26 protein-coding genes and 2 tRNA genes are annotated in these 23,836 nt (G+C 61.3%); 10 read left to right on the top strand and 18 right to left on the bottom strand.

What is annotated here, in order from left to right:
* Positions 1–64 precede the first annotated feature (64 nt).
* A complete protein-coding gene (locus ACQKI2_RS16905; protein WP_427380797.1) occupies positions 65–427 on the bottom strand; it encodes an endonuclease domain-containing protein in 363 nt (120 codons plus the stop codon).
* Positions 428–661: 234 nt separating this feature from the next.
* Positions 662–2,452 carry a long-chain-acyl-CoA synthetase gene (locus ACQKI2_RS16900; protein WP_427380796.1) on the bottom strand — a complete coding sequence of 597 codons (1,791 nt, stop codon included), beginning with the start codon at positions 2,450–2,452 and terminating at the stop codon, positions 662–664.
* A gap of 189 nt (positions 2,453–2,641) precedes the next feature.
* Between ACQKI2_RS16900 and ACQKI2_RS16895 the strand changes: the two genes are divergently transcribed.
* The 3 genes from ACQKI2_RS16895 (at position 2,642) to ACQKI2_RS16885 (ending at position 4,097) form a co-directional block, all read left to right on the top strand.
* Positions 2,642–3,526: an acyl-CoA thioesterase gene (locus ACQKI2_RS16895; protein ID WP_427380795.1), complete on the top strand. Its 885-nt coding sequence runs from the start codon at positions 2,642–2,644 to the stop codon at positions 3,524–3,526.
* A gap of 150 nt (positions 3,527–3,676) precedes the next feature.
* Positions 3,677–3,753: transfer RNA gene (locus ACQKI2_RS16890), tRNA-Pro, on the top strand.
* 206 nt (positions 3,754–3,959) lie between these two features.
* Positions 3,960–4,097 carry a hypothetical protein gene (locus ACQKI2_RS16885; protein ID WP_427380794.1) on the top strand — a complete coding sequence of 46 codons (138 nt, stop codon included), beginning with the start codon at positions 3,960–3,962 and terminating at the stop codon, positions 4,095–4,097.
* 219 nt (positions 4,098–4,316) lie between these two features.
* Here ACQKI2_RS16885 and ACQKI2_RS16880 read toward each other — a convergent pair whose 3' ends face one another.
* Together ACQKI2_RS16880 and ACQKI2_RS16875 are read right to left on the bottom strand one after the other, a co-directional pair.
* On the bottom strand, positions 4,317–4,736 hold the full coding sequence (locus ACQKI2_RS16880; protein ID WP_427380793.1) for a hypothetical protein: 420 nt from the start codon (positions 4,734–4,736) through the stop codon (positions 4,317–4,319).
* On the bottom strand, positions 4,733–5,272 hold the full coding sequence (locus tag ACQKI2_RS16875) for a hypothetical protein (RefSeq protein ID WP_427380792.1): 540 nt from the start codon (positions 5,270–5,272) through the stop codon (positions 4,733–4,735). Before ACQKI2_RS16875 ends, ACQKI2_RS16880 begins: the two co-directional genes overlap by 4 nt.
* Positions 5,273–5,726: 454 nt before the next feature.
* Between ACQKI2_RS16875 and ACQKI2_RS16870 the strand changes: the two genes are divergently transcribed.
* From ACQKI2_RS16870 to ACQKI2_RS16850, 5 genes are all read left to right on the top strand, one after another.
* Positions 5,727–6,035, top strand: coding sequence for an ETC complex I subunit (locus tag ACQKI2_RS16870; RefSeq protein WP_427380791.1), 309 nt, complete (start codon positions 5,727–5,729; stop codon positions 6,033–6,035).
* A 41-nt stretch (positions 6,036–6,076) separates the two neighbouring features.
* Positions 6,077–6,153 (top strand) — tRNA-Arg (locus ACQKI2_RS16865).
* 964 nt (positions 6,154–7,117) lie between these two features.
* Positions 7,118–7,963: a KPN_02809 family neutral zinc metallopeptidase gene (gene ypfJ / locus ACQKI2_RS16860; RefSeq protein ID WP_427380790.1), complete on the top strand. Its 846-nt coding sequence runs from the start codon at positions 7,118–7,120 to the stop codon at positions 7,961–7,963.
* 51 nt (positions 7,964–8,014) lie between these two features.
* A complete protein-coding gene (locus ACQKI2_RS16855) occupies positions 8,015–9,304 on the top strand; it encodes an O-acetylhomoserine aminocarboxypropyltransferase/cysteine synthase family protein (RefSeq protein ID WP_427380788.1) in 1,290 nt (429 codons plus the stop codon).
* Between the two features lie 166 nt (positions 9,305–9,470).
* Positions 9,471–10,238 carry a siderophore-interacting protein gene (locus tag ACQKI2_RS16850; RefSeq protein ID WP_427380787.1) on the top strand — a complete coding sequence of 256 codons (768 nt, stop codon included), beginning with the start codon at positions 9,471–9,473 and terminating at the stop codon, positions 10,236–10,238.
* Here the strand turns inward: ACQKI2_RS16850 and ACQKI2_RS16845 are convergent.
* Positions 10,235–10,981, bottom strand: a complete 747-nt coding sequence (locus ACQKI2_RS16845) for a DUF72 domain-containing protein (RefSeq protein ID WP_427380786.1) — start codon at positions 10,979–10,981, stop codon at positions 10,235–10,237. The genes ACQKI2_RS16850 and ACQKI2_RS16845 overlap by 4 nt on opposite strands.
* A 346-nt stretch (positions 10,982–11,327) precedes the next feature.
* Here ACQKI2_RS16845 and ACQKI2_RS16840 point away from each other — a divergent pair, with 346 nt between their 5' ends.
* Positions 11,328–11,894, top strand: coding sequence for an outer membrane beta-barrel protein (locus tag ACQKI2_RS16840; protein ID WP_427380785.1), 567 nt, complete (start codon positions 11,328–11,330; stop codon positions 11,892–11,894).
* A gap of 65 nt (positions 11,895–11,959) precedes the next feature.
* Here ACQKI2_RS16840 and ACQKI2_RS16835 read toward each other — a convergent pair whose 3' ends face one another.
* The 9 genes from ACQKI2_RS16835 to ACQKI2_RS16795 all read right to left on the bottom strand — a co-directional run bounded on the left by ACQKI2_RS16835 (position 11,960) and on the right by ACQKI2_RS16795 (position 19,239).
* Positions 11,960–12,244: a type II toxin-antitoxin system RelE/ParE family toxin gene (locus ACQKI2_RS16835; RefSeq protein WP_427380784.1), complete on the bottom strand. Its 285-nt coding sequence runs from the start codon at positions 12,242–12,244 to the stop codon at positions 11,960–11,962.
* Complete coding sequence (locus ACQKI2_RS16830) at positions 12,241–12,480, bottom strand: type II toxin-antitoxin system ParD family antitoxin (RefSeq protein WP_290920760.1); 240 nt, start codon at positions 12,478–12,480, stop codon at positions 12,241–12,243. Before ACQKI2_RS16830 ends, ACQKI2_RS16835 begins: the two co-directional genes overlap by 4 nt.
* Positions 12,481–12,526: 46 nt before the next feature.
* A complete protein-coding gene (locus ACQKI2_RS16825; RefSeq protein WP_427380783.1) occupies positions 12,527–12,811 on the bottom strand; it encodes a type II toxin-antitoxin system RelE/ParE family toxin in 285 nt (94 codons plus the stop codon).
* A complete protein-coding gene (locus ACQKI2_RS16820) occupies positions 12,808–13,056 on the bottom strand; it encodes a hypothetical protein (protein WP_427380782.1) in 249 nt (82 codons plus the stop codon). Before ACQKI2_RS16820 ends, ACQKI2_RS16825 begins: the two co-directional genes overlap by 4 nt.
* Before the next feature lie 19 nt (positions 13,057–13,075).
* Positions 13,076–13,822 carry a hypothetical protein gene (locus ACQKI2_RS16815; protein ID WP_427380781.1) on the bottom strand — a complete coding sequence of 249 codons (747 nt, stop codon included), beginning with the start codon at positions 13,820–13,822 and terminating at the stop codon, positions 13,076–13,078.
* Positions 13,822–15,819: an RNA polymerase sigma factor RpoD gene (gene rpoD, locus ACQKI2_RS16810; RefSeq protein WP_427380780.1), complete on the bottom strand. Its 1,998-nt coding sequence runs from the start codon at positions 15,817–15,819 to the stop codon at positions 13,822–13,824. Before rpoD ends, ACQKI2_RS16815 begins: the two co-directional genes overlap by 1 nt.
* Positions 15,820–15,890: 71 nt before the next feature.
* Positions 15,891–17,777, bottom strand: a complete 1,887-nt coding sequence (gene dnaG / locus ACQKI2_RS16805) for a DNA primase (protein WP_427380779.1) — start codon at positions 17,775–17,777, stop codon at positions 15,891–15,893.
* 132 nt (positions 17,778–17,909) lie between these two features.
* Positions 17,910–18,656 carry a PRC-barrel domain-containing protein gene (locus tag ACQKI2_RS16800; protein ID WP_427380778.1) on the bottom strand — a complete coding sequence of 249 codons (747 nt, stop codon included), beginning with the start codon at positions 18,654–18,656 and terminating at the stop codon, positions 17,910–17,912.
* A 115-nt stretch (positions 18,657–18,771) separates the two neighbouring features.
* Positions 18,772–19,239, bottom strand: coding sequence for a GatB/YqeY domain-containing protein (locus tag ACQKI2_RS16795; RefSeq protein WP_427380777.1), 468 nt, complete (start codon positions 19,237–19,239; stop codon positions 18,772–18,774).
* 188 nt (positions 19,240–19,427) lie between these two features.
* Between ACQKI2_RS16795 and carA the strand changes: the two genes are divergently transcribed.
* Positions 19,428–20,585 carry a glutamine-hydrolyzing carbamoyl-phosphate synthase small subunit gene (gene carA, locus ACQKI2_RS16790; protein ID WP_427380776.1) on the top strand — a complete coding sequence of 386 codons (1,158 nt, stop codon included), beginning with the start codon at positions 19,428–19,430 and terminating at the stop codon, positions 20,583–20,585.
* 321 nt (positions 20,586–20,906) lie between these two features.
* On the opposite strand, the gene ACQKI2_RS16785 is transcribed toward carA, so the two are convergent.
* From ACQKI2_RS16785 to ACQKI2_RS16770, 4 genes are all read right to left on the bottom strand, one after another.
* Positions 20,907–21,533 carry a CoA transferase subunit B gene (locus tag ACQKI2_RS16785; RefSeq protein WP_427380775.1) on the bottom strand — a complete coding sequence of 209 codons (627 nt, stop codon included), beginning with the start codon at positions 21,531–21,533 and terminating at the stop codon, positions 20,907–20,909.
* Positions 21,533–21,955 carry a hypothetical protein gene (locus tag ACQKI2_RS16780; protein ID WP_427380774.1) on the bottom strand — a complete coding sequence of 141 codons (423 nt, stop codon included), beginning with the start codon at positions 21,953–21,955 and terminating at the stop codon, positions 21,533–21,535. Before ACQKI2_RS16780 ends, ACQKI2_RS16785 begins: the two co-directional genes overlap by 1 nt.
* A complete protein-coding gene (locus tag ACQKI2_RS16775) occupies positions 21,955–22,662 on the bottom strand; it encodes a CoA transferase subunit A (protein WP_427380773.1) in 708 nt (235 codons plus the stop codon). The genes ACQKI2_RS16780 and ACQKI2_RS16775 overlap by 1 nt, the downstream gene beginning before the upstream one ends.
* A gap of 84 nt (positions 22,663–22,746) precedes the next feature.
* Positions 22,747–23,757 carry a fumarylacetoacetate hydrolase family protein gene (locus ACQKI2_RS16770; RefSeq protein ID WP_427380772.1) on the bottom strand — a complete coding sequence of 337 codons (1,011 nt, stop codon included), beginning with the start codon at positions 23,755–23,757 and terminating at the stop codon, positions 22,747–22,749.
* Positions 23,758–23,836: the final 79 nt, after the last annotated feature.

Genomic DNA, 23,836 nt, shown 5'->3' with positions numbered 1-23,836 from the left:
AACGCCAAGCCCCTCTCCCTCCGGGAGAGGAGGGGCCCATCGCGCAGCGATGGGAGGTGAGGGCCTACGACCTCTGATCTTGAATGAACCGCGCCGCCTCTTCAATCTGCTGCAACACGCCGTCCAGACTATCCATCACATCCACATTCCAGAACCGGTTCACCCGCCAGCCCTCATGCTCCAGATAGGCCGTACGCGAAGCATCCCGCCGGATCTGCCCATCCGCACCATGCGTATCCCCATCCAGCTCAATCAGCAGCTTCAGATCGAAACAGGCAAAATCGGCAATATACGAACCAACCGGATGCTGCCGCCGGAATTTCAGGCCAGCCAGCTGGCCATTGCGCAGCTTGTTCCAGAGCAGACGCTCTGGGAACGTTGCTTCACGCCTCAACCGGCGGGCACGTTTGATTGGAAGCCCTGTCATGGGGAAATTTTGGTAGGAGATGGAAAGAATTACAAGCCGCGTCACAGCCCTCACCTCCCATTGCTGCGCAATGGGCCCCTCCTCTCCCGGAGGGAGAGGGGTTTTCACCGCGCCATCTCACAGAACAGCCAGGCTGGACGCAACCAGCCCCTCTCCCTCCGGGAGAGGAGGGGCCCGCCGCCAAAGGCGGTGGGAGGTGAGGGCCGCCCGAAGGGCGGTTCCCCCGTCACAAACCTAAAACTTGAACCCGCCCGCCAGCAGCTTCTCATACCGCGCCGCCGTCACCGGGGCGTAGCCGCCTTCGGCCGGGTCATACATCCACAGCGCGTCGCCTTCGACCTTTGCCGGGTCAAACCCTTCAGCCACCAGATCCACCTTGCGGTATTTGAACGTGCCGGTGGTTTCCGCTTCAGGCTGTACCCGGATGAAAACCGGCACGGCATAGGAGGGCAGCATACCGGTAAGCTGTTTGTGCAGCCCCGCGAAATCCACCTCGCCGTCCAGCGTCACCGCCGCCATACCGGCCTTGCCGTCCGTTCCCGGAACAGGCACGCCATAAACGTTGGCGGTGGCAATCCCCTCGATCTTCGACAGCGCCTCGCCCACTTCATTGGTCGAGACATTCTCGCCCTTCCAGCGGAAGGTGTCGCCGATCCGGTCAATGAAGTAGATATAGCCTTCCTTGTCCTTCTTCAGCAGATCGCCGGTGCGGAACCAGAGATCGCCCTTCTCGAACACGTCGCGCAGCAGCTTCTTCTCGGTCGCCTTCTGGTCATTATAGCCTTCGAAGCGCTGGCGCACATCCTCGCCGATCCGGCCGATGGCCTCGCCCGGCTCTCCAGCTGCGGCGGGAATACAGAAGCCGTCCGGCCCGCGCACCGGCTCCTCGGTCTCGATGTCGAACTTGACGAAGCCGACATGCGCAAACTGGCTTTTCAGCCAGCCGGGAATGCGCCCGATGGCGCCTGGCTTGCCGTCGAAATTGATGAAGCTGACATTGCCCTCGGTCGAGCCATAGAACTCGGCCAGATGCGGAATATTGAACCGCTCCAGAAACTCTTCCCACACTTCCGGGCGCAGACCATTGCCAAAACCGGTACGGATAGTGTGCGCCCGCTCCTTGGGATGGGGCGGCGAATTCACCAGATACCGGCACAGCTCGCCGATATAGACGATGGCGGTGGCGCGCTCATCGGTGGCGTCGTCCCAGAAAGCGCTTGCGGAGAATTTCTTCCGTAGAATGATTGTCGCGCCGGTCATCAGGCCCTGCCCGATGCCGCAAAGCCCGCCCGTGCCATGATAGAGCGGCAGGGTGATATAGATCCGGTCCTTCGGCGTGATGCGGCAGGGCGCGATGAAACTCTTCATCATCCCCTGCGTGCGGGCATGGGTCAGGCGCGCGGCCTTGGGCAGGCCCGTGGTGCCGGAGGTATAGACATAGAGACAGAGATCCTTGCCCAGAAGGCCGGCGCGGTGGGCCCGGTCTGGCCGTTGCGGCGAGGCCGCCGCCAGCGCCGCGCCGAGGTCTTCCCCCACCTCTCCGCCCAGCGTCCACACGGTCGGGGCATCCTTGAACAGCACCGCCGCGCCGATGATGGCGCCATCCTGCTCGGCCCCGGTCACGATCAGCTTCGCGCCCGAGATATTGACGCAATGGGCCAGCGCCTCGCCTTCCAGATTGTGGTTGATCAGTGCCGTGACGACCCCGATCTTGGCAAAGCCCGCCCAGGCGGCCACATAATCGGGCCGGTTTTCCATGAAGAGGGCGATACAGTCGCCCGCCTTCAGCCCCTGGCCCAGCGCCCAGTTGGCAAACCGGCTCGCCTGAGCATCAAACTCGGCATAGGTCGTCGATTGGCCCTCGAAGCGGAAAGCGATGTTGCCGGCAAACTGGTCGGCCGCGCGTTCATAATCGTCGGCCACCAGGTTGTCGGAGTCGGGAGAAATGTCCCCGGTCCATTTCTTGACCAGCAGAATATCCTGGAACAGCCGGTATTCGCGGCCAATTTTGGCAAAAAGGTTCATTTACGGCGCCTCCCAACGCAGAGGGTCGGATGGGATGTTTTGGGTTTTTATTGAAATTAACAGATGGGACTATTGCAGGGATTGTCAAAGAATTCGCTAACCATAACAGGGAATTTGCGGCAGGTTTGCGTTCCGTGTCAGGTCTGATAGATGCTGCGGCGCACAAGAAACTCATAAGGAACATGGCCCATGGCGAAGGACCCGGTTGGAGACCTGCTCACCCTGCTCGACATTGAGCGGCTCGAACATGACCTCTTCCGTGGCCAGAGCCCGGATGAGGAAGAAAGCCAGCGCGTCTTCGGCGGCCAAGTCATCGCCCAATCCCTCGTCGCCGCCTACCGCACCGTGCCCGGCGACCGGCCCTGCCACTCCCTGCACGCCTATTTCATCCGCCCCGGCGACCCGTCCGTGCCAATCATCTATCAGGTCGATCATTCCCGCGATGGCGGCTCCTTCACCACCCGCCGCGTCGTCGCCATCCAGCATGGCAAGCAGATTTTCAACCTCGCCGCCTCCTTCCAGGTGCAGGAAGAAAGCTGGCACCACCAGCATGACATGCCGCAAGTCCAGCCGCCCGAAAGCCTCAGCGACCGGATCGAATGGCGCCGCAAGTTTGCCGAAAACGTGCCCGAGCGGCATCGCGGCCATTTCCTGCGCGAACGCCCCATCGAGATGCGCGAGATCGACCCGCTGGACCCGCTCAACCCGGCCAAGGCGTCGGATGTCCACGCCCTCTGGTTCCGCGTGGCCCGCCCCATCGACGAGGCGCCCTGGATCCACCACTGCCTGATGGCCTATGCCTCCGACATGGCCCTCCTCGGCACCGGTTCGCGCCCCCATGGCGTCTCCTGGATGAACCGGGAACTCATGTCCGCCAGCCTCGACCATGCCATGTGGTTCCACGCCCCCACCAAGTTCGATGAATGGCACCTCTATTCGATGGACAGCCCCTATGCCGGCGGCGCGCGCAGCTTCAACCGGGGGTCCATCTATGACGCCTCCGGCCGGCTGGTCGCTTCCGTCGCCCAGGAAGGCCTGATGCGCCGCGTCACGCCGAAACCGCGCCAGGGCTGACCGTCAACGGGCCTGAAATGTCCGGAATTGTCCGGATTTGTCCCGAACCTGTCCGGAAATGCCGCGCTCTGGCGTGATCCTCACAGCTGCGGCGCCCCGGCACAGCGAAAAGCGCTTGCACCCCGGCCCCATCTGATTACACCGGGACTCCGGAGCGTAGCGCAGTCTGGTAGCGCATCTGGTTTGGGACCAGAGGGTCGTAGGTTCGAATCCTATCGCTCCGACCATCTCTCCCTTGGCGAGATTCCCTGCAAACACTGCAGAATGGCCCATAGATACAGCCCCTTCACACCTAGCCCTCCCTGCTTTTCGTTTTGCGTCATCCCAGACAAAGCCGGACAATTTCCGACTTTCCGAGGTGGCTCAGAGGTGGCTTGGGTGGCACGCGGCTTGAAAGCCACCGTCTCCAGACTCTAAGGAGCGAGACGGACCCATGGCCAACAGCCGACTGAAACTCACCCAAACCGCCGTCACCCGGCTGATCCGTGAGCATGATGGAAAGAAGAAGGAGCGGCATTGGGACACTGATGGTGGACCGGCCGGGCATCTCTCCTGCAACCGCCAACTCTAACTTTACGGTCGCACTAGCTGCATTGGGCAGGCCAATCTCCCGGCGACCTCTTGATTAGGCCGGGTAACTCAACAGCTTGGGCACATAACCAGCACCAAAATGGCGCCGGAATCTCCCCACGGCGCCATTAGATCTCCTAAATAATGATGTGCAGACAATGGCTTACCCCGCAGGGGGAGGCACTGCTTTTATCTTGCTGTGGACCCGATCACGGCGCGATCATCCAGCCACCGCAACCGGATAACGCCCCACATACTTTTCGATCAGCTTGAACCCGTGTGTCAGCATCTTCGGGAGCGCGGCTAGATCGGCCTCGGTAGCAGTGCCCAGATGGGTATCTTCCACCCAGACCTCGCCGCCCGATGTCCTACGGGTTAGCGCCTTTTCATCACCGGATACCAGTTCGTTCGCAACGATCGTCCAGCGCTTCTTTTTGAAGCCATCTAGGCTGGTGTAGTACAAGTCGAACGGCCCAGAGAAGTCGTTCGCTCCGATCGATGCGCCCTCCAGAAATCGCTTCTTGTAGAGTTTCAGACATATCGTATTTGCATATTGCTCCGACTGAAAGATGATCTTTGCAACGCCCCATCCACCCTCTGTTGGGATCGTTACGAGGCTTCCCTCAACGTTGCTATTCATCTTCCGACCTTCTTCAAAGTATACTGCCTGAGAGCATCTGTGACCGCATCGCGGTAGAGCGGGGCATTGGGATTGGTTGAGCTATACGAGTTGATCGTATTCAACCACGGGGAGTCGCGGAAGTGCGCTCTTACCCCACCAAACTCGTTGATGAGACGCTGCTCAAGCCCCTTGGCTTGAGCCTTGGTGAGGTTGTTGTCGAACAAGACATCACCAATCAACTCGCTTTTGTTGATCGAATCCGCGCGGGTCTGAATACGGGCAGGCGCATCACCGCGACCGACGTATCGAATATTTCCTGCCTCATCGCGAAGAACATAGAGTCCCTGACCAGTCGCCTTGTTGTATGCAGCGCCAGCGCCTCCGACACCACTGGGGAGGAGTCTACTTTCTGCGGCAATCTTTCTGACTACCACGCCCCCGATCTTCTCGGCTACGTCACCAATGACCTTGCCACCGACCTTGGCCAGTGCAGCTTCGGCGATCAATCGGGGGTGAGCGGTGGAGAATCCGGCCTTCACGGCCTCGACGTCCATAAGCTGATCATTGCCTCGCCCAGCCTGGTATCAGATGATGGGATGCCTGCCCTGCTGGGAGCTAAACCCTCCACGCCGACTTCAGACAAATGGACGGCCAGCACCTTGAATGCATCCAAGCCAGCAGCGCGCAGGAAATCATCTCCGTCGTTCATACTCCCTCAGGTGAGGCATGCCACATCCGCCCGCACGGCTGCCACAAGCATCATAACAGTTGCAGGCAAACCCAAGCCTCGCTATCCCACCCTTATTACAACTCAGACGGTGGCTTATTGGTGGCTCGGCGTGTGAGGGGTTGGCAAGCGGTGGCAGAAAATCCACTTAATGCTTTGTATTTATAGGGGTCTTGCGTAGGGCCGCACCGAAGGCAGTTCTGGTTTGGGACCAGAGGGTCGTAGGTTCGAATCCTATCGCTCCGACCAATCATTTGAAGGTGCCTCAGGAGGCCTCTGGAATGGAAGCGCGGATCTACAAGCCGGCGAAAAGCGCCATGCAGTCCGGTCGTGGCAACACGAAGGAATGGGTGCTCGAATTCGTGAACCCCAGCGCCCATCGCAGACCTGACCCGCTGATGGGCTGGACCAGCATTGACGACACATCCAGCCAGGTCCGCCTGCACTTCGACACGCGCGAACAGGCCATCGCCTATGCCGAGCGCGAAGGCCTGAATTTCACCGTGACCGAGCCGCGCGAGCGCAAGCGCCTGGTCAAATCCTATGCCGACAACTTCTCGGCAGACCGCAAACAGCCGTGGACTCACTGAGACCGGCTGCGTAAACCCTGCGGATCCCTTCCCAAGGGTTTGGCCCCGTAGCTCAGCTGGATAGAGCACTCGCCTTCTAAGCGAATGGTCGCAGGTTCAAGTCCTGCCGGGGTCACCAGTCCTTTCGCATACCATCAGACCCTTCACCTCCCACGCCCTGCGAGCGCGGACTGCTACGGGCGTTTGCAGAACAAACGCTAATCCTCCGCAGCCTCTCCCGGAGGGAGAGGGGTTTAGCGTTGCGCTTGAGGTGAAGTCCCACCCCCTCTCCCCTTGGGAGAGGAGGGGCCCATTGCGCAGCAATGGGAGGTGAGGGTCTTCTCAAGAGTGAGGATACGCGCGCCGCTATCCAACACGCGCCGCCCCCTCCCCCCGTCATCCCGGAATTTGCGCAGCAAATGTCCGCGCCCCTCACACCCCCCATGTCATCCCGGCCAAGGCCGCGCAGCGGCCGCAGAGCCGGGACCTTCTCTCCGCCCCTGCGCCATCCTCCCCAAGGTCCCGGACCGGCCCCGCGGGCCGTCCGGAATGACACGCGCGGAGAAAACTTATCCGCCCGGGTCCCCCACCCGCACAAACTCCACGCATCCTCCCCACAGGAGCCGCGCCGGTACCGTTCGGTTTGGGGGGAGGTCGCCCCGGAGGATGGGGTGTGGTGGGAGTAACGGCCCATCGCATCTCTAGGGACGTTGATCCAGGCAAGCCGGACCAAAAAGCCGGTAGAGAATCCCGACTGGCCCGCCTCTCTTCGCGGAGAGGTCACGAGAGTGAGGGTAAGTGGTCAAGGCCTGGCAGCGCCGAAGTCATCCCGAAAACTGCCCGAAACTCCGGTTGGCAGTGCGCGGCGGGCGAGGTGCCCACACCGCAAACATCTTTTCTATCCGGGCGCCGCGGCGCCCGCCGCGCAGGCTCCACTTCAGGAGTCACAAGAACTGCCCCAAACCCGGATGGCCCTGCCAGTCCGGACACAAGCGTTGCTGAAAGGTCCGTTGATCCCCCGTAATCTTTCGAGACTGGCCCTCCCCCGCCCAATGGCTGTAAAGTCGCCCTCAGCGGCAGGCGCCGCCCGGAGGAGATGCGCGATGAAATGGCAAGGCGGACGCAGGGGCGGCAATATCGAAGACCGGCGCGGCATGAGCCCCGGCGCCGCCGTGGGCGGCGGTGGCATCGGCATCATCATCCTCGCGCTGATCGGCTATTTCGTCTTCGGCATGGAGCCCCAGCAGATCGCCGAAATGGCCAGCCAGCAGCAGGGCACCGCCACGCAGCAGGCCGGCGTCGAAGGCACGCCCGCCGATGAAGCGGGCATGTTCGTCGATGTCATCGGCGCCAATATCAATGATGTCTGGCAGGGCTCCCTGCCAGGCTACACCCCGCCCCGCGTCGTCCTCTATGAGCAGGGCACCAGCACCGGCTGCGGCTATGGCCAGTCCGCCATGGGCCCCTTCTACTGCCCCGCCGATCAGACCGTCTATCTCGACCTCTCCTTCTGGCAGGATATGGAAACCCAACTCGGCGCGTCCGGCGCAGAGTTTGCCCGCGCCTATGTCATCGCCCATGAATTCGGCCACCATGTTCAGACGCTCACCGGCACCTCGCAGCAGGTGCGCCAGGCCCAGCAGCAGGCACGCAACCAGGAAGAAGCCAACCAGTATTCCATCGCTCTGGAGCTTCAGGCCGATTGCTATGCCGGCTTCTGGGCCGCCAATGCCGCCCGCGCCTCCGGCGGCGCCGTCGCGCTAGAACCCGGCGATCTGGAAGAAGGCCTCAAAACCGCCAACGCCATCGGCGACGACATGATCCAGAAACGCATGCAAGGCCGCGTCACGCCGGAAAACTTCACCCATGGCACCGCCGAACAACGCATGACCTGGCTGCGCCGGGGCTATGACAGCGGTGATCCGAACACCTGCAACACTTTCAACTGATCCCCCTGCGGATCAGATAAATCCAAGAGAAACCATCAAGGGAGTACGCCGATGACTGACGGCACCTATAAAGATTTTGCCACCGCCCAGATCCATGCCGGCACAGCGCCAGACCCCGCCACCGGCGCGCGCCAGGTGCCGATCTATCAGACCACGGCCTATGTCTTCCGCGACGCAGACCATGCCGCCGCCCTCTTCGGGCTGCAGGAAGTCGGCTACATCTATTCCCGCCTCACCAACCCCACCATCGGCGCGCTGCAGAGCCGCCTTGCCGCGCTGGAAGGCGGCGCGGGCGCGGTCTGCTGCTCGTCAGGCCATGCCGCCCAGATCATGGCCCTCTTCCCGCTGATGGGGCCCGGCAAGAACATCGTCGCCTCCTCCCGCCTCTATGGCGGCACGATCACCCAGTTCACCCAGACCTTCAAACGCTTCGGCTGGTCGGCCAAACTCATCGACACGGAAAATCTCGACGCCGTCAAAGCCGCGATTGACGAGAACACCCGTGCCATCTTCTGTGAAACCATCGCCAATCCCGGCGGCTATATCAGCGATCTCGACGCGCTGGCGAAAATCGCAGACGACGCCGGCATCCCGCTGATCGTCGACAATACCACCGCCACACCCTACCTCTGCCGCCCCATCGAACATGGCGCCACACTCGTCGTCCACTCGCTGACAAAATACATGACCGGCAATGGCACGGTCACCGGCGGCGCGATCATCGACTCGGGCAAGTTCAACTGGTCAGCCTCGGATAAATTCCCATCCCTCTCCGCGCCGGAGCCAGCCTATCATGGCCTGAAATTCCACGAGACCTTCGGTCCTGCCGCCTTCACCTTCCATGGCATTGCCATCGGCCTGCGCGATCTTGGCATGACCATGAACCCCCAGGGCGCCCACTACACGCTGATGGGCATCGAAACCCTCTCCCTGCGGATGGAAAAGCATGTCGCCAACGCCCAGAAAGTGGCCGAATGGCTGGAAAAGCATCCCGCCGTTGCCAGCGTCACCTATCCGGGCCTTGCCTCCTCGCCTTACCGCGAGCGCGCCAAACGCATCACCCCCAAAGGCCCCGGCGCCCTTTTCACGGTGCAGCTGAAAGGCGGCTACGAGGCCTGCATGAAGTTCGTTGCCGCGCTGAAACTCTTCAGCCATGTGGCAAACCTTGGCGATGCGCGCAGCCTTGTCATCCATTCGGCCTCCACCACACACCGTCAGCTGACGGATGAACAAAAGGTCGCCGCCGGCGCCGCCCCGGATGTCGTCCGCCTCTCCATCGGCATCGAAGGCACGCAAGACCTGATCGCCGATCTTGACCAGGCCCTGAACGCGGCGGGCTGACCTTCACCCAAACGTGATCTCCGGCGGGCGGCCCTTTGCGGGGCCGCTCTTCTTTTTTGCAATCTTATCCCTTGAAATTCTATAATTGAGAATTATTCTCAATTATAGAATTGATCCCTCTGCCCTCATCGCCTCGCCGGCCATCCGGAAGGCTGGAGAAACAGTCATGCAGGCTGAACCCGTTGCCCTTCCCTCCGCGCCCATTCTGAAACTGGTCCGGCATGAATTGAAACGCCGTACCCTGACAATTTCAGGCACTCGCTATCTCACGCCCCACATGCTCCGCATCACGCTCACCGGCGAAGATCTGGCAGATTTCCCTTCGCTGGCCGCCGATGACCATATCAAGGTGTTCGTGCCCGATGGCGCAGATGGCATTGCCATGCGCGACTATACGCCCCGCAGCTTCTCGCGCGAGCGGGGCGAACTCGTCCTCGACTTCGCCATACACGAAGCAGGTCCGGCAACGCGCTGGGCGTTGACCGCCCGGCCGGGTGACACGCTGGAGATCGGCGGCCCCCGGGGGTCGCGTATTATCACCGGCGATATCGCCCACTGGCTCCTGATCGGCGATGAAACCGCCCTGCCCGCCATCGGCCGGCGGCTTGAGGAAGCCGGCGAAACTGATCGCTTCACCATCCTCGCCGCCGTACCGGGCCGGGAAGACGAGCAGGAATTCAACACCGCCGCAGAAGTCGACATCACCTGGATTCATGGCCGCATCGGAGACGCCGAGCGCGACGCCCTGCTGATGGACAGCTTGCGGCAGACGGGCATCGCACCGGGCACCTTCATCTGGATCGCCGCCGAAGGCAGCTTCACCCGCGAAATCCGCCAATATCTCCTTGAGGAGCGCCGGCACCCGAAAGCCTGGCTGAAAGCTTCCGGCTACTGGGTCCGCGGCGAGGCCGATGCCACCGTAAAGTTTGACTAGGGCCGCCCCACCCGCTCAATCAGGGCCTTGGCCGCTGCCGGGTTGCGCTCCTTGGCTCCGGCAATGAAGAAAGCGAATACCTCGCGCTTCTTCGCCCAGCCCTTCAGCGTCTTCGCCCAGGCATCCAGATCGACCGGCGCATAGCCGGTCTCGATGTCGCTCTCTGAATTCTGCAGCCGCGCATAGGCAAAGTCAGCCGTCTGAAGGTCGGGCATCGGCCAGCCGGGCTCATCGGCATACACAACGGCGCAATTGTGCGCGCGCATCAGGTCCGTGAACGCCTCGGTCCGGAACGTGTCATTACGCACCTCAACGGCATGGCGCAGGCGCACGCCCTTGTGCTCGGGCCGCAGGAAGGAACAGAAAGCGCCGAAATAGTCCGCATCGAATTTCCGCGTCTCGGGAAACTGCCAGTTGATCGCGCCCAGCTTCCCGCCCAGCGCCGTCACCCCGCCCTCGATGAACATGCTGACAGAGCTGCGCATATCCTCCACCGTTTTGCGGATCGTCGTTGCCCGGTGCGCCTTCACCGTGAATCGGAAATCTTCGGGCACTTCTTCCGCCCATTTCGCAAAGGTCGCCTCGCTCTGGCCGCGATAGAAGGTCGAATTGATCTCGATGGCCGTCACCTGCCCGCTGGCATAGGCGAGTTCTCCCGCCTTCTTCACCTCCGGCGGATAGAATGTCTCCCGCCAGGGCTCATAATTCCACCCGCCAATACCGGCACGAATGGGATGGGGCATGGGGCTCTCCTGACAAGCTGGCGCTGCGCTGGCGCGATCCTATCCGCGCCGCTCTGATCCGGCCAAGCCCACTCCGAACATCAACCTGGGGGATTATGGCGTTTCGCACCCTCCCGAACTCCACACGCTTCGAAGAGAGGGATTTCCTGCAAATTCATCTCAAATAAAACAATGATTTGAGAGGCCATCAGCGATTTTAACCCTGCCGGCACCAAAGCCCGGATTTTGTTTGGTTAATCTGTGGAAACCGGGATTTTTTCGCTCGCTTTGATTGGAAGCAGCGCTTAGGGAAATTTCTGCCAGCCATGGGGATTGGCGCGTAAACTATACTTTCAGGGGCTACACTTTGTTCAAGCACACCAAGCTGCTCGCCGCTGCTGCAGCAGCACTCGTCCTTTCGCCGATCGCCTGCGCGGACGATTTCCAGTTCTCCGCAGGCGGAGAATATCTGTTCGATTCCAACGACACGGAATTTGCCTTCACCGGCATCACCGGCCGCGGCACCTATTACTTCAACAAGAGCATCGGCATCGAGGCTGAAGCCACGATCGGCACCAGCGGCGCCGACAATTATGACAGCAGCGGCATCGACTTTGACCTCGACCGCCAGTTCGGCGGCTATGTCGTCGGCCGCATGCCGGCTGGCAAGTCCGGCGAACTGTTCGGCCGCGTCGGTTTCCGCGCCGGCACACTTTCGGTGAAGAGCGACGCCTTCTGGTTCCCGATCGACGAGGAAGTGGACTATAACGGCTTCTCCATCGGCGCCGGTTACAGCCACTTCTTCAGCAACAATGTCGGCATTCGCGGCGAAGTCACCACCAGCGGCGCCTCGCTCGACAACAACTTCTCGCCCGACGGCAACCTGACCAGCCTCTCCCTCTCGCTGGTCTACAAGTTCGGCGGCAAGGAATAATCCTCTCCGTATACGGCAAACGAAAAGGGCGGCCCTCGAGCCGCCCTTTTTGCAGCGGCTCCAGGTTACTCTGAGGTCCAGTCCTCATGGCCGTGGCGAATGCGGACAACGATCACCACATCGCCAACGATATCGAAGATGATGACGTGGGCGCCTGCCCGGTGTACGCGCACAGGCCTATAGAACTCCTCCCGGAGCCTCACAGCCTCCGGAAAGTCCCCGACAAAGCGCAGCGCCTTTTCAATCTGTTCCAGATATCGGCGGGCCTGCGCCTCACCGAACAGCCGAACGCCCTCATTGAAAATCCTGCGCAAGTCGTATTCGGCGGCAGGTGTAAGACGAAGGATCATCCCTGCGTCTTGCCCAGGATCTCCGACATGATCTGATCAAGAGACTTGTCGCTGACACCGCTCGCAAAACCCTCCTCGATCTTCTCGTTCAGCGCGGCGATCTTCTCCTGCTTGATCTGTTCCCGGCGGATCAGGTCGCGGATCAGGTCGGAGGAATTGGCGTATTTGCCATCAGCCGTCTGCGCCTCGACCCAGGCTTTCATCTGATCGGGAAGCGAAATGTTCATCGTGGCCATGGCGGGGCTCCTTTGGAGGGAAAGGTGGGGGCTATGGCAAAGTTTGTCAAGAATGACGCTCGCGTGAATGACGCACCTGCACGACGATGATGTCGCCCTCAATGATCCGATAGCGCAAGATGAATGCTCCGGCGCCGAACGGTGTAACCAGTTCGCGGGACTCCGGATCAACGCGGCTAACGCGGCCTCTTTCAGGAAGCTGGTCGAGGCTCTCTGTTAGCACCAGAATGCTCTCGGCGGCGCGTCTCGCCAGTTCCGGGTCGATGTCGCGCCAGAAGCGGTCAATCCGGTCAAGGTCACCGGCAGCCTCCGGCAACCAGCGAATCTTCATGTGCTGCCGGGTTTTCCGATGGCGCGCTGGCGCAAGGTCTCCCGCACGTCTTCATGATCGAAAGCCGCCCCCGATTCCGCGAAGTGCGCCATGCGCGAGGTTATCTCGGTCCGGTCCGCCTCGTCTTCCAGCATCCGCTCGACCGCTTCCTCCACGAGTGCCTCCGGCGCCTTGCCGGACGCTGCCGCCAGTTCGCGAATCCGCGCCTCAAGCGCGCCGGGCAGGGAGATGTTCATCGTGGCCATGGCGGGGTTCGCTTCAAACTCACTTTATTGTGCCAGTGGAACTTAGTGTTACCAGAGTATCACCAAATAGCACATGCACTTGGCGAAACCGATTGTTAAAATCCGTTTGCCATGCCCGCTGTACTAGATTGCAATAATCTGGCTTGTGGTAGCCTTCGCACTCTGGATACCAAACAAGCAGCTCACAATCGCCGTTGTGTTTCATGGCCTTTTTGCTTATCGCGCGCCTTACTCCCGATACAATTGAGGCACAAAGTTCTTCAGCTGACAGAGCAATCTCCGTCTCTTCGATTATCCGCGCAGCGCTATCAGTATCCTTGTAGTAGAGCGCCTGATCGGAAGCTGAACCTTCGCGACGAGTCACCTCAGCCGCGAGCGCCCTTTGATAACCTGCCTCAAACTTGCGTGGAGTAATATTCGCTACAGATGGAAAAAGAACAGAGGCATCAAAGTACGCAAGCGTGACCTGTAGCATTCGCTCGTGATGTTCCACAACGAATGAAATGTCGTGAGGGCACCCTTGCTCCTTTAGTTTAACTCGCGTCTCGTTGGGCAAGGCCAACGCATCTGCAAGGTAACAAAAGGGGCGCAACTCGTCCCAGTAAGGCTTGAGTACTCGGAGTCGATCATCGCGAAGGCGCCGAAAGCTTTCCGCCCAAGGCGTTCCTGCCCGGCATTGCTGGTTCTGAAAACGAACGACAGATCGAAGCCAGCCCAGTGTCACCGGCGCTTCACGGCTGGGCACTAGGCTGGCAGGGTCGATCATCAAGTATCCAGAAAGCTTCGCAACTTCCTCGACCGGCTCGGATGCTTCAGCTTCCGGAGTGCCTTCGCTTCGATCTGGCGGATACGTTCGCGGGTGACCGAGAATTGCTGGCCGACTTCTTCCAGCGTGTGATCCGTATTCATACCGATGCCGAAGCGCATCCGCAGGACGCGCTCCTCACGCGGAGTGAGCGAAGCCAGAACGCGGGTCGTCGTCTCGCGCAGGTTCGACTGGATGGCCGCGTCCACCGGAAGCAGCGCCATCTTGTCCTCGATGAAGTCGCCGAGGTTTGAATCCTCGTCGTCGCCAATCGGGGTTTCGAGCGAAATCGGCTCTTTCGCGATCTTCAGAACCTTGCGGATCTTCTCCAGCGGCAGGCCCAGCTTTTCGGCCAGTTCCTCCGGGGTCGGCTCACGGCCGATCTCGTGCAGCATCTGGCGCTGTGTACGGATGATCTTGTTGATCGTCTCGATCATGTGCACCGGGATGCGGATTGTCCGGGCCTGGTCCGCAATGGAGCGGGTGATAGCCTGACGGATCCACCAGGTGGCATAGGTCGAGAATTTATAACCGCGCCGGTATTCGAACTTATCGACCGCTTTCATCAGGCCGATATTGCCCTCCTGGATCAGATCCAGGAACTGAAGGCCGCGATTGGTATACTTCTTGGCAATCGAGATCACGAGGCGGAGGTTGGCTTCCACCATCTCCTTCTTCGCAATCCGCGCTTCGCGCTCGCCCTTCTGCACGGTCTGGACGATGCGGCGGAAGTCGTCGATCGGAATACCGATCTCCTGAGCGATTTCCGAAATCTCGTCGCGCACTTCCTGGACTTCTTCGCCCTTGCCATCGACGAGGCGTTTCCACTTCGCCGAAATCTCGCGCACACGCTCGGCCCAGTCCGGCTCCAGCTCGCTGCCGATATAGTTCTGCAGGAACTCTTTACGCGGAACACCATGCGCGTCGGCCAGACGCATCAGCTTGCCTTCCAGGCCCATCAGTTTCTTGTTGATGGCGTAGAGCTGCTCGACGAGGGCTTCGATACGGGCATTGTTGATGTGGATCGTCTTGAGATTTTCCACGATCGCCAGCGACAGCTCGTCATACTCGTGCTGCGCCTTGGGCGTCAGGTCCTTGCCTTCGATCCGGCGGGTCAACAGGCGGTCCTGAAGCTTGCGGAAACGGCTGAAGGCTTCGGCGATCTCGTCGAGCTTGGCGAGCACGCCTTCGCGCAGCTCCCCTTCCATCGCCGACATCGACATCGCAACCGCGTCGTCTTCCTCTTCCTCTTCCTGCTGCTGCTGGCGCAGACGCTCGGCCTCAACCTCGTCCACCTCTTCGGCAGAGCGGCGCTTGCCCTTCGCGGGAACCGGCTCGGGCGCCTTCTCCTCGATCACCTTGGGCTCGGGCGGCGGATTTTCCGCGCCATAGGTCGCTTCCAGGTCGATCAGGTCCCGCAGCAGGATGCGCTCATTCATGAGCTCATCGCGCCACACCATCATGGCCTCGAAGGTCAGCGGGCTTTCGCAGAGGCCGCGGATCATGGCGTCGCGGCCGGCCTCAATGCGCTTGGCAATGGCGATCTCGCCCTCACGGGAGAGAAGCTCTACCGCGCCCATCTCGCGCAGATACATCCGCACGGGATCGTCGGTCCGGTCGCTGCCACGGGCATTGCCCTTCTTGGCAACGACCTTCTTGTCCTCGATCTTGGTGAGCGCCTTGCCCTGCTCCTCGGCCTCTTCCTCGGTCTCGACGACCGCGATGCCCATTTCCGAGATCTGGGACATCACGTCCTCGATCTGGTCAGAGCTCATGTCAGAGTCCGGCAGCAGCTGGTTGATCTCGTCATGGGTGATGAAGCCGCGCTTCTGGGCGCGCTTCAGAACCTTTTTGACGTCTGTGGCGTTAAAATCGACCAGACCACTTTCGTTGTCCTTGTCGTCTTCGCCCTCGCCGTCACCGGCTGTGTTCTTTTTCTTCTTGGTGGCTGTCGCCATATCTCAGCTATCTCCCGTCCGGTCCGGCAGCCTCTGCAGGGCCGCCATGCCAGTGCCTCTCGCCTTACCGCTCAGCTATCGCTGCGTTTACTGGATGCCTCGTTCATACGGACCTTTAGAGCCTGTCGTTCAGCAACCTTTTGCAGCTGCCTCCGCCATTCTTGCGGGGACAGCGTAGGGTCCGCGCTCGCACTATCCGTGCCAAAGCCCGTCTCCTGGTCGCTGGAACGCCGCTTCGCCACAAATTGCTCCAGAGCGATTAGCCATTCCCGAGCCTCGGACCCATTGGTCTCTATCTGAGGCGTTACGGGATAATCTTTGAGCAAGCCGGCAGCACGTATGTTCCCAGAGTTCGCTAAATGGGCGGTGATTGTCCCGCGGTCAATGGGGATTCCGTCATTTGCCAGATCAAGAACTGCATCTCGAAGAAATGCAGCATCTGCTTCCGTAGGTGAACACTGCGCAAGCAACTCGGCACCAATGGCAAGAAGCCCTGGGTTGTCGATAACCTGCATTATGAGTCTCAGACCGGCAATTTTTTCAGGCACACCTTGCTTTAGTAGCTGCTGAGTCTCCTCCCCCCCCGAGAGAATCTGTGCCGAACCGGGCCGTCCCGGCTTTCCCGGGCGTTTCTGGTAATTCGCCGCGCGCTTGGCCTCGCGCAGCTGCCAGAGATAATCCCGCAGGCGCGATTTCAGATCCCGCTCATAGGCCGCTTTCACGCCCGCATGGCGAATATGCCCGCACGCCGCCATCAGCCGCGCCTCCAGCCCCGCCTGGCGCTCGGGCGTATCCAGCGGCTCGGCGTCCCGCTCGCGCCGCCACAGCAGCTCCGACATCGGCAGGCGCGCGGCCAGCTGCTCGGCCATCGCAGCCGCCCCCTTCGCGCGGATCAGGTCGTCAGGGTCCATCCCGTCCGGCAGCAGCACGAAGAAAACGGATCGCCCCGGCTCGGCAAAAGGCAGCGCCCGGTCGAGCGCGCGATAGGCGGCGCCAAGGCCTGCCCGGTCGCCATCGAAACACATCACCGGCTCGGGCCCTGCCCGCCAGATCAGCTGCAGCTGATCTTCGGTCAGCGCCGTGCCCAGCGGGGCAACGGCATTGCCAAACCCCGCCTCGCAGAGGGCGATGACGTCCATATAGCCCTCAGCCACGATCAGCCCGCCGCCTTCGCCATGGCCGAGTGCCTCGCGCGCCGCCTTGTAGCGATAGAGCACGGTCGATTTGTGAAAGAGGGGGGTGTCGCCGGAGTTGAGGTATTTCGGCTTGGCATCGGGCTGCAACGCCCGGCCGCCAAAGGCGATGATCCCGCCGCGCGCATCGGGAATGGGAAACATCAGGCGCCCGCGGAACATGTCATAGGGCTCGCCGCCCCGGTCGCTTTCCTTGATGATGCCCGCTTCCATCAGCTCGGCATCGGTAAAGCCCTCAGCATGCAGGTGCGCCCGTGTGCGCCGCCAGTCATCGGGCGCATAGCCGAGCCGGTATTTGCTCCAGCTTGAAGCGCTGAGCCCCCTGCCCTCCAGATAGGCGCGCGCGCCGCTCCCCTCAGGCGCGCGCAGCCGTTCCTCGAAGAACTCCGCCGCCGCCTCGCACGCCGCCTGCAACCGCTTGCGGTGGTCATATTCCTCTGCCGCTGCCGGGCTCGCCTTCGGCAGCGCCATGCCTGCCTCCTCGGCCAGCTTCTCCACCGCTTCCATGAAGGAGAGCCGCTCGGTCTCCATCACGAAATTGATCACATCCCCGCCCATGCCGGAGGAGAAGCATTTGAAGATGCGCTTCTGGTCGTTGACATAGAAGCTCGGTGTCTTCTCGGCGGTGAACGGGGACAGCCCCACCCACTCCTTGCCCTTCTTGGTCAGCTTCACCTTGCGCCCGATCACATCCGAAGGCCGGATGCGGGCCTTCAGCTCCTCAACGAAGCCATCAGGAATGCGAATGGGGGAAGCAGATGACATAAGGGTCAGAATACCATCTTTGATCGTCGCCGGGCACCGGAGATTGGCATCCGCCCACAAAATACAACACCCCAAAGAAAAGGGCCCCGCCTTGCGGCAGGGCCCTCCTGGTTCAACGGCGCTGAACGTATCTTACTCCCAGCGATACATCGGCGCTTCGTCGAACTCGCTCTGATCGATGTCCAGGATCACATCGCCTTCGCCGTCACCTTCAGCAACGCGGATGGCGTTGGCCGGCACCACGAACTGGTCGGTGGAGGCCAGGCTCGGCGAAATCACGGCATAGCGCAGCTCACCGGAGTTGGTCAGGATCAGGTCGGTGATGCGGACATCATCCTCGCGGAAGGAAACCGGGGTCGTGGCGCCCATGATTTCCGAAGCCAGGCGGTAGTCATTCATGCCGTCCTGCTCGAAGGCGGGAAGCGTTTCGACGGTTTCCTCGGCAATCTGAACCAGCACTTCCGGCTCCTCATCGGCCGGAGCCGTCACGGTCGCGGTGCTGAATGCGATCTGGCGCAGGTCGCCGCCGACGCCGGCAACACCGCCGTCACGGATCAGGATCACGGGCGAAGCGCCATCTTCACCGAGATAAACATCGGCAACCGTCGCGATTTCCTCGTCAGCGCCATTGCGCACCGACGCGCCGATCAGGTCAGAAGCTTCCATCTCGCCCTGGGCGAGGCGGTATTCTGCGCGAACCGAATCAAGATCGGTGGTCTCGTTCACGCTGGCGGTGTCCAGGGTCTGGTCGTCATATTCGACAACCTGCGGGCCGCGGGTTTCATAGCCATTGGTGGCGGCCGGGCCTTCCGCCGGCGAACAGGCGGCTGCGCCCAGCAGCAGGACAGAGGCACTGGCAGTAGCAAGAAGGGTCTTCATGGGAATATCCTTTCGATGGGGGTAGATGCCCCACCAACGGACCCTGCGAAGAGTTGTTCCGCCACATTGCCGACTTTTCAGACTCGGGGCGGAAATGGGGCGCGCTGCCCGCCGCTCAGCCCTTGCTGAGCGCGGTGCGCACGGCCTTGCCGGCGCTGGCGGCCTCGATCTGGCCCGGATAGCGTGATTTCAGCTCGGTCACGCAGCGGCCCAGATCCTTCAGCTTGGCCGCGCCCAGATCCTCGACCACCTGCCGCACGGCAATATCCAGAGCCTTGCCGGAAAGCGGCTGGGGCAGGAAAGCCTTTATGATGTCGACTTCCTCGCGTTCGCGGATGGCATCGGCGATGCGGCCTTCCTCTTCATGCTCGCTGGCGGCTTCCTCGCGCTGGGCCACCATCGTCAGCAGCACGCGCTGCACATCGGCGTCCGGGCAGCCTTCGCCCTCGCCCCGCCCGCGCGCGCAGACATCCCTGTCCCGGATGGCGCATTCCACCAGGCGCAGCGTACTCAGCCGCGTCTCGCTCTGCGTCCGGGCAGATTCGTCCTTGAGTGCTTGAAGGATGCGGGACTTGAGTCCCATACAGGCAGTCATATCTTCACGGCCCATGCCGGTCCTATGCCTTTCTACACCCCGCGACAAACGCCTTGCTTGACGGTGCGGAGAGTCAGCCCCAATAAGCGGCCGAGTTTTAGCCAGACCGGTTAAAACGGCGTCAACCAGCATGGCCAGCGGCGAGAGGTATATCTTCCATGAGCAGGAATCAAGATATGGACTCAGCCACCGGTGCCTTGGCCCTTGAAGATGGTACGATTTTCGCGGGTTTCGGCGCTGGGGCGACGGGTATCAAGGTGGGGGAGCTGTGCTTCAACACGGCCATCACCGGCTATCAGGAGATCCTGACGGACCCCTCCTACGCCTCGCAGATCATCCTTTTCACCTTCCCGCACATCGGAAATGTTGGCGCAAATGCTGACGATCAGGAAGAATCCACCCCTGCTGCGGCCGACGCGGCCCGCGGTGCCATCTTCCGCGAGCCGATCACCGCGCCGTCCAATTGGCGCGCCACCGATGATTTCGGCGGCTGGCTCGCAAAGCGCGGCATCATTGGCCTTTCCGGCGTCGATACGCGCGCGCTGACCAAGCGCATCCGCGAAAAAGGCATGCCCAAGGCTGCCATCTGTCACAAGCCGGACGGGAACATCGACTTTGCCGCCCTGGTGGAGCTGGCGAAAAGCTGGGAAGGCCTCGACGGGGCAGACCTTGCCGATGTCGTTGACCAAGACGCGCCTTACGAAAACTCCGACGGCCTCTGGAAACCGCAGACCGGCCACGACAAGCTCAGCAATGCCGAGTTCCATGTCGTCGTCGTCGATTTCGGCGTGAAGAAAAACATCCTGCGCAACCTCGCCAATGCCGGCGCCCGCGCAACGGTCGTCAATGGCAATGTCAGCGCCGAAGAAGTCCTCGCCCTGAAACCCGACGGCATCGTCTTCGCCAACGGCCCCGGCGACCCCGCCGCCACCTTCGTGCGCTCGGGCGAAATGATCAAAACCCTCGTCGCCTCGGGCCTGCCAATCCTCGGCATCTGCCTCGGCCACCAGCTCCTCGGTCTCGCGCTCGGCGCCAAGACCAAGAAAATGGCGCAGGGCCATCACGGCGCAAATCATCCCGTGAAGGATCTCACCACCGGCAAGGTCGAGATCGTCTCGATGAACCATGGCTTCACGGTCGATCCCGAAACCCTGCCCGCAGGCGTGGAAGAGAGCCACCGCTCCCTCTTCGATGGCACGAACTCCGGCCTCTCGGTCACCGGCAAGCCGATCATCTCGGTCCAGCACCACCCCGAAGCCTCCCCCGGCCCGCAAGACAGCTTCTACCTCTTTGAGCGCTTCGCCGGCCTGATGCGGGACCATCGCGCGAAGTAATCCGTAAGGGGATTTCCCCCTCCGCCCTTCGGGCACCTCCCCCGCTACGCAGGGGAGGATACCACTACGACATCTCCGGGTTTGCGCCCTTATCCTCCCCTGCGTAGCGGGGGAGGTGGATTGCGCTGTAAGCGCAAGACGGAGGGGGGAGCCCCAAACACAAACCTCTCGTCACACTCGACGGGCAAAGCCCGTCTGAGTGCCCAGCTCCTGAAGTCTCAGATTGCGCAGCGGGGAGATGGTGGGAGATGGGCGCTCAGATGGCCTGACGGCCATCGAGCGTGACGAAGAAGGGATAGGTTGGGGACGTGCCCGCAAACCCTAAACCAGCGTCGCCTCGGTCTTCGCCCGCACTTCGTCTTCCGTAACGCCCGGCGCCAGCTCAACGAGCTTCAGCCCGCCCGGCACCACATCCATCACGCAGAGATCGGTGATGATCCGGTCCACCACGCCCTTGCCCGTCAGCGGCAGGGTGCATGCCTTCAGCACCTTGCTCTCGCCGGCCTTGTTGGCGTGGTCCATCACGACCACCACGCGGCCAACGCCGGCCACCAGGTCCATCGCCCCGCCCATGCCCTTCACCAGCTTTCCGGGGATCATCCAGTTGGCAAGGTCGCCATTCTCCGCCACCTCCATCGCGCCGAGGATTGCCATGGCAATCTTCCCGCCACGGATCATCGCGAATGAGGTCGCGCTGTCGAAATAGGCGGTCTGGGGCAGTTCGGTAATCGTCTGCTTGCCGGCATTGATCAGGTCGGGGTCTTCCTCGCCCTCGAAGGGAAACGGCCCCATGCCCAGCATGCCGTTCTCGGACTGAAGCGTCACATTCACGCCCGCCGGAATATGGTTCGCCACCAGCGTCGGAATCCCGATGCCGAGGTTCACATACATCCCGTCTTTGAGCTCCTGCGCGGCCCGCGCCGCCATATCATCGCGTGTCCAGGGCATCAGCTTGCACTTCTTTCTTCAATCGAAACCGAAATTACTGTCTCTATTATTTCGTTATTTTTAAGTGGCTCCAGAGCATAAAGAATCTCTATGAAGCTACCAATGACGTAGAGCCGACGCGCCTCTGGGTTATTGAAGTACATACTTTCCTCTACTTCGCCCGACGCGGACTCAATCATAATGGAGTTCGGACGTCGATCACTGTCCATACCTGCATAGAAGAGTCTGGAAATTCTTCCTGATACTGTCTTTGTTGGCATCCGTCCTTTTTCTATGGATTTCCACCACTTCTCTGAGCCGAATAAGCCAAATTTGCCCTTCAAACCCATACGCGGCTTACTCCGATCTAAGGTAAGAGCCTGCGCCAGATGCATTTGCTTAGGGTCATGAAGCAAATCAGTCTTAAGGTCGTAGACCTGCATCAAGCACGCTCCCGCTTGCGAACAGTGCGCTGCTCAATCCGCTTCTCATGCGTCCCCTGCACCAGCCGGTGCACATAGATGCCCGGCAGATGGATCGCATCGGCATCAAGCTGCCCCGGCTCCACGATCTCCTCCACTTCCATCACGCACACCTTCCCGCAGGTCGCCGCGGGCTGGTTGAAGTTGCGTGCCGTCTTGCAGAAGATGGCGTTGCCCGTGGTGTCCGCCTTCCAGGCTTTGACGATGGCGAGGTCAGCAAAGATCCCCTCTTCGAGGATATAGGTCTGCCCGCCAAACTCTTTGTGCTCCTTGCCCTCGGCAATCACCGTGCCAACGCCGGTCTTGGTATAGAAGCCCGGAATGCCCGCGCCGCCCGCCCGCATCCGCTCGGCCAGCGTGCCCTGCGGATTGAATTCCAGCTCCAACTCGCCGGAGAGATATTGCCGCATGAACTCGGCATTCTCGCCCACGTAAGAGCTCATCATCTTCTTCACCTGCCGGCTCTCCAGCAGCACACCAAGGCCAAAGCCATCCACGCCCGCATTGTTGGAGGCCACGGTCAAATTCTTCACGCCCGCCTTGCGGATCGCCGCGATGCTCAGCTCGGGGATGCCGCAGAGGCCAAACCCACCCGCCGCGATCAGCATGCCATCAAACAGCAGCCCGTCGAGCGCTGCTTCGGCTGTTTCATAGACCTTGCTTGCCATCCGGCCCGTTTCTCCCTGGTTCTGGCCCTCATTTGCGCGCCCTGAATGCCTCAGGTCGCGCCAAATTTCAACACCTGTTGAAACTCAGACCGCCTCAACCGTCTGCTCGATCGCACCGAAAATGGAATGCCCGGCCTTGTCCAGCATCTCGATGCGCACGGTGTCGCCCGGCTTCATGAACGGCGTCTTCGCCGCCCCGTCCGCAATCGTCTCGATCATGCGGATTTCAGCGATGCAGGAATAGCCAAGCCCGCCTTCGGCCACGGGCTTGCCCGCCCCGCCATCAGCGCCCTTGTTGGACACCGTGCCCGACCCGATGATCGAGCCTGCCACCAGCGCCCGCGTCTTCGCGGCATGCGCCACCAGCCGCGGCAGGCTGAACGTCGCGTCCACACCGGCATCCGCCCGGCCGAAGGGCTGGCCATTGAGGTCCACCCGCAGCGGCAGATGGACGAGCCCATCCTTCCAGGCGTCCCCCAGCTCATCGGGCGTCACCGCCACCGGCGAAAATGCGCTCGCAGGCTTTGCCTGAAAGAAGCCAAACCCCTTGGCCAGCTCCCCGGGGATCAACCCGCGCAGGGACACATCATTACAGATCATCACCAGGCGGATCAGCTTTGCCGCCTCCGCCTCAGACACGCCCATCGGCACATCATCGGTGATCACTGCCACCTCCCCTTCCATGTCGCAGCCCCAGGCCACGTCCTTCAGAGGGATCGCGTCGCGCGGGCCCAGAAACCCGTCACTGCCACCCTGATACATCAGCGGATCGGAATAGAAACTCTCCGGCACCTTGTCGCCCCGCGCCGCGCGCACCAGCTCCACATGGTTGATATAGGCAGACCCGTCCGCCCACTGATAGGCACGTGGCAGCGGGCTCATCGCGTCATGCTCATGAAAGCGGAAAGTCGGCACGGAGCCCAGTTCCACCTGCTCGGCCAGCATGGCGAGCTGCGGCGCATAAATCTCCCACTTGTCGAGCGCCGCCTGCAAGGTCGGCGCAATCCGCGCGGCGTCCGTCGCCCGCGTCAAATCCCTGGAAACAACAACAAGGCGCCCATCCCGGGTGCCGTTCTTTAGGGTAGCGAGTTTCATGTCTGATGTTTCCTCTCAAATCTTTTAAGCCCCCTCTCCCCTGGGAGAGGGGGTTGGGGGTGAGGGAGCACGCCCTCTC

The organism is Hyphomonas sp. NPDC076881 (genome assembly GCF_050269995.1).
Taxonomy (GTDB): Bacteria; Pseudomonadota; Alphaproteobacteria; order Caulobacterales; family Hyphomonadaceae; genus Hyphomonas.
Note: the sequence above shows the minus strand (reverse complement) of the source record. Positions and strands in the feature narration are given on the sequence as shown.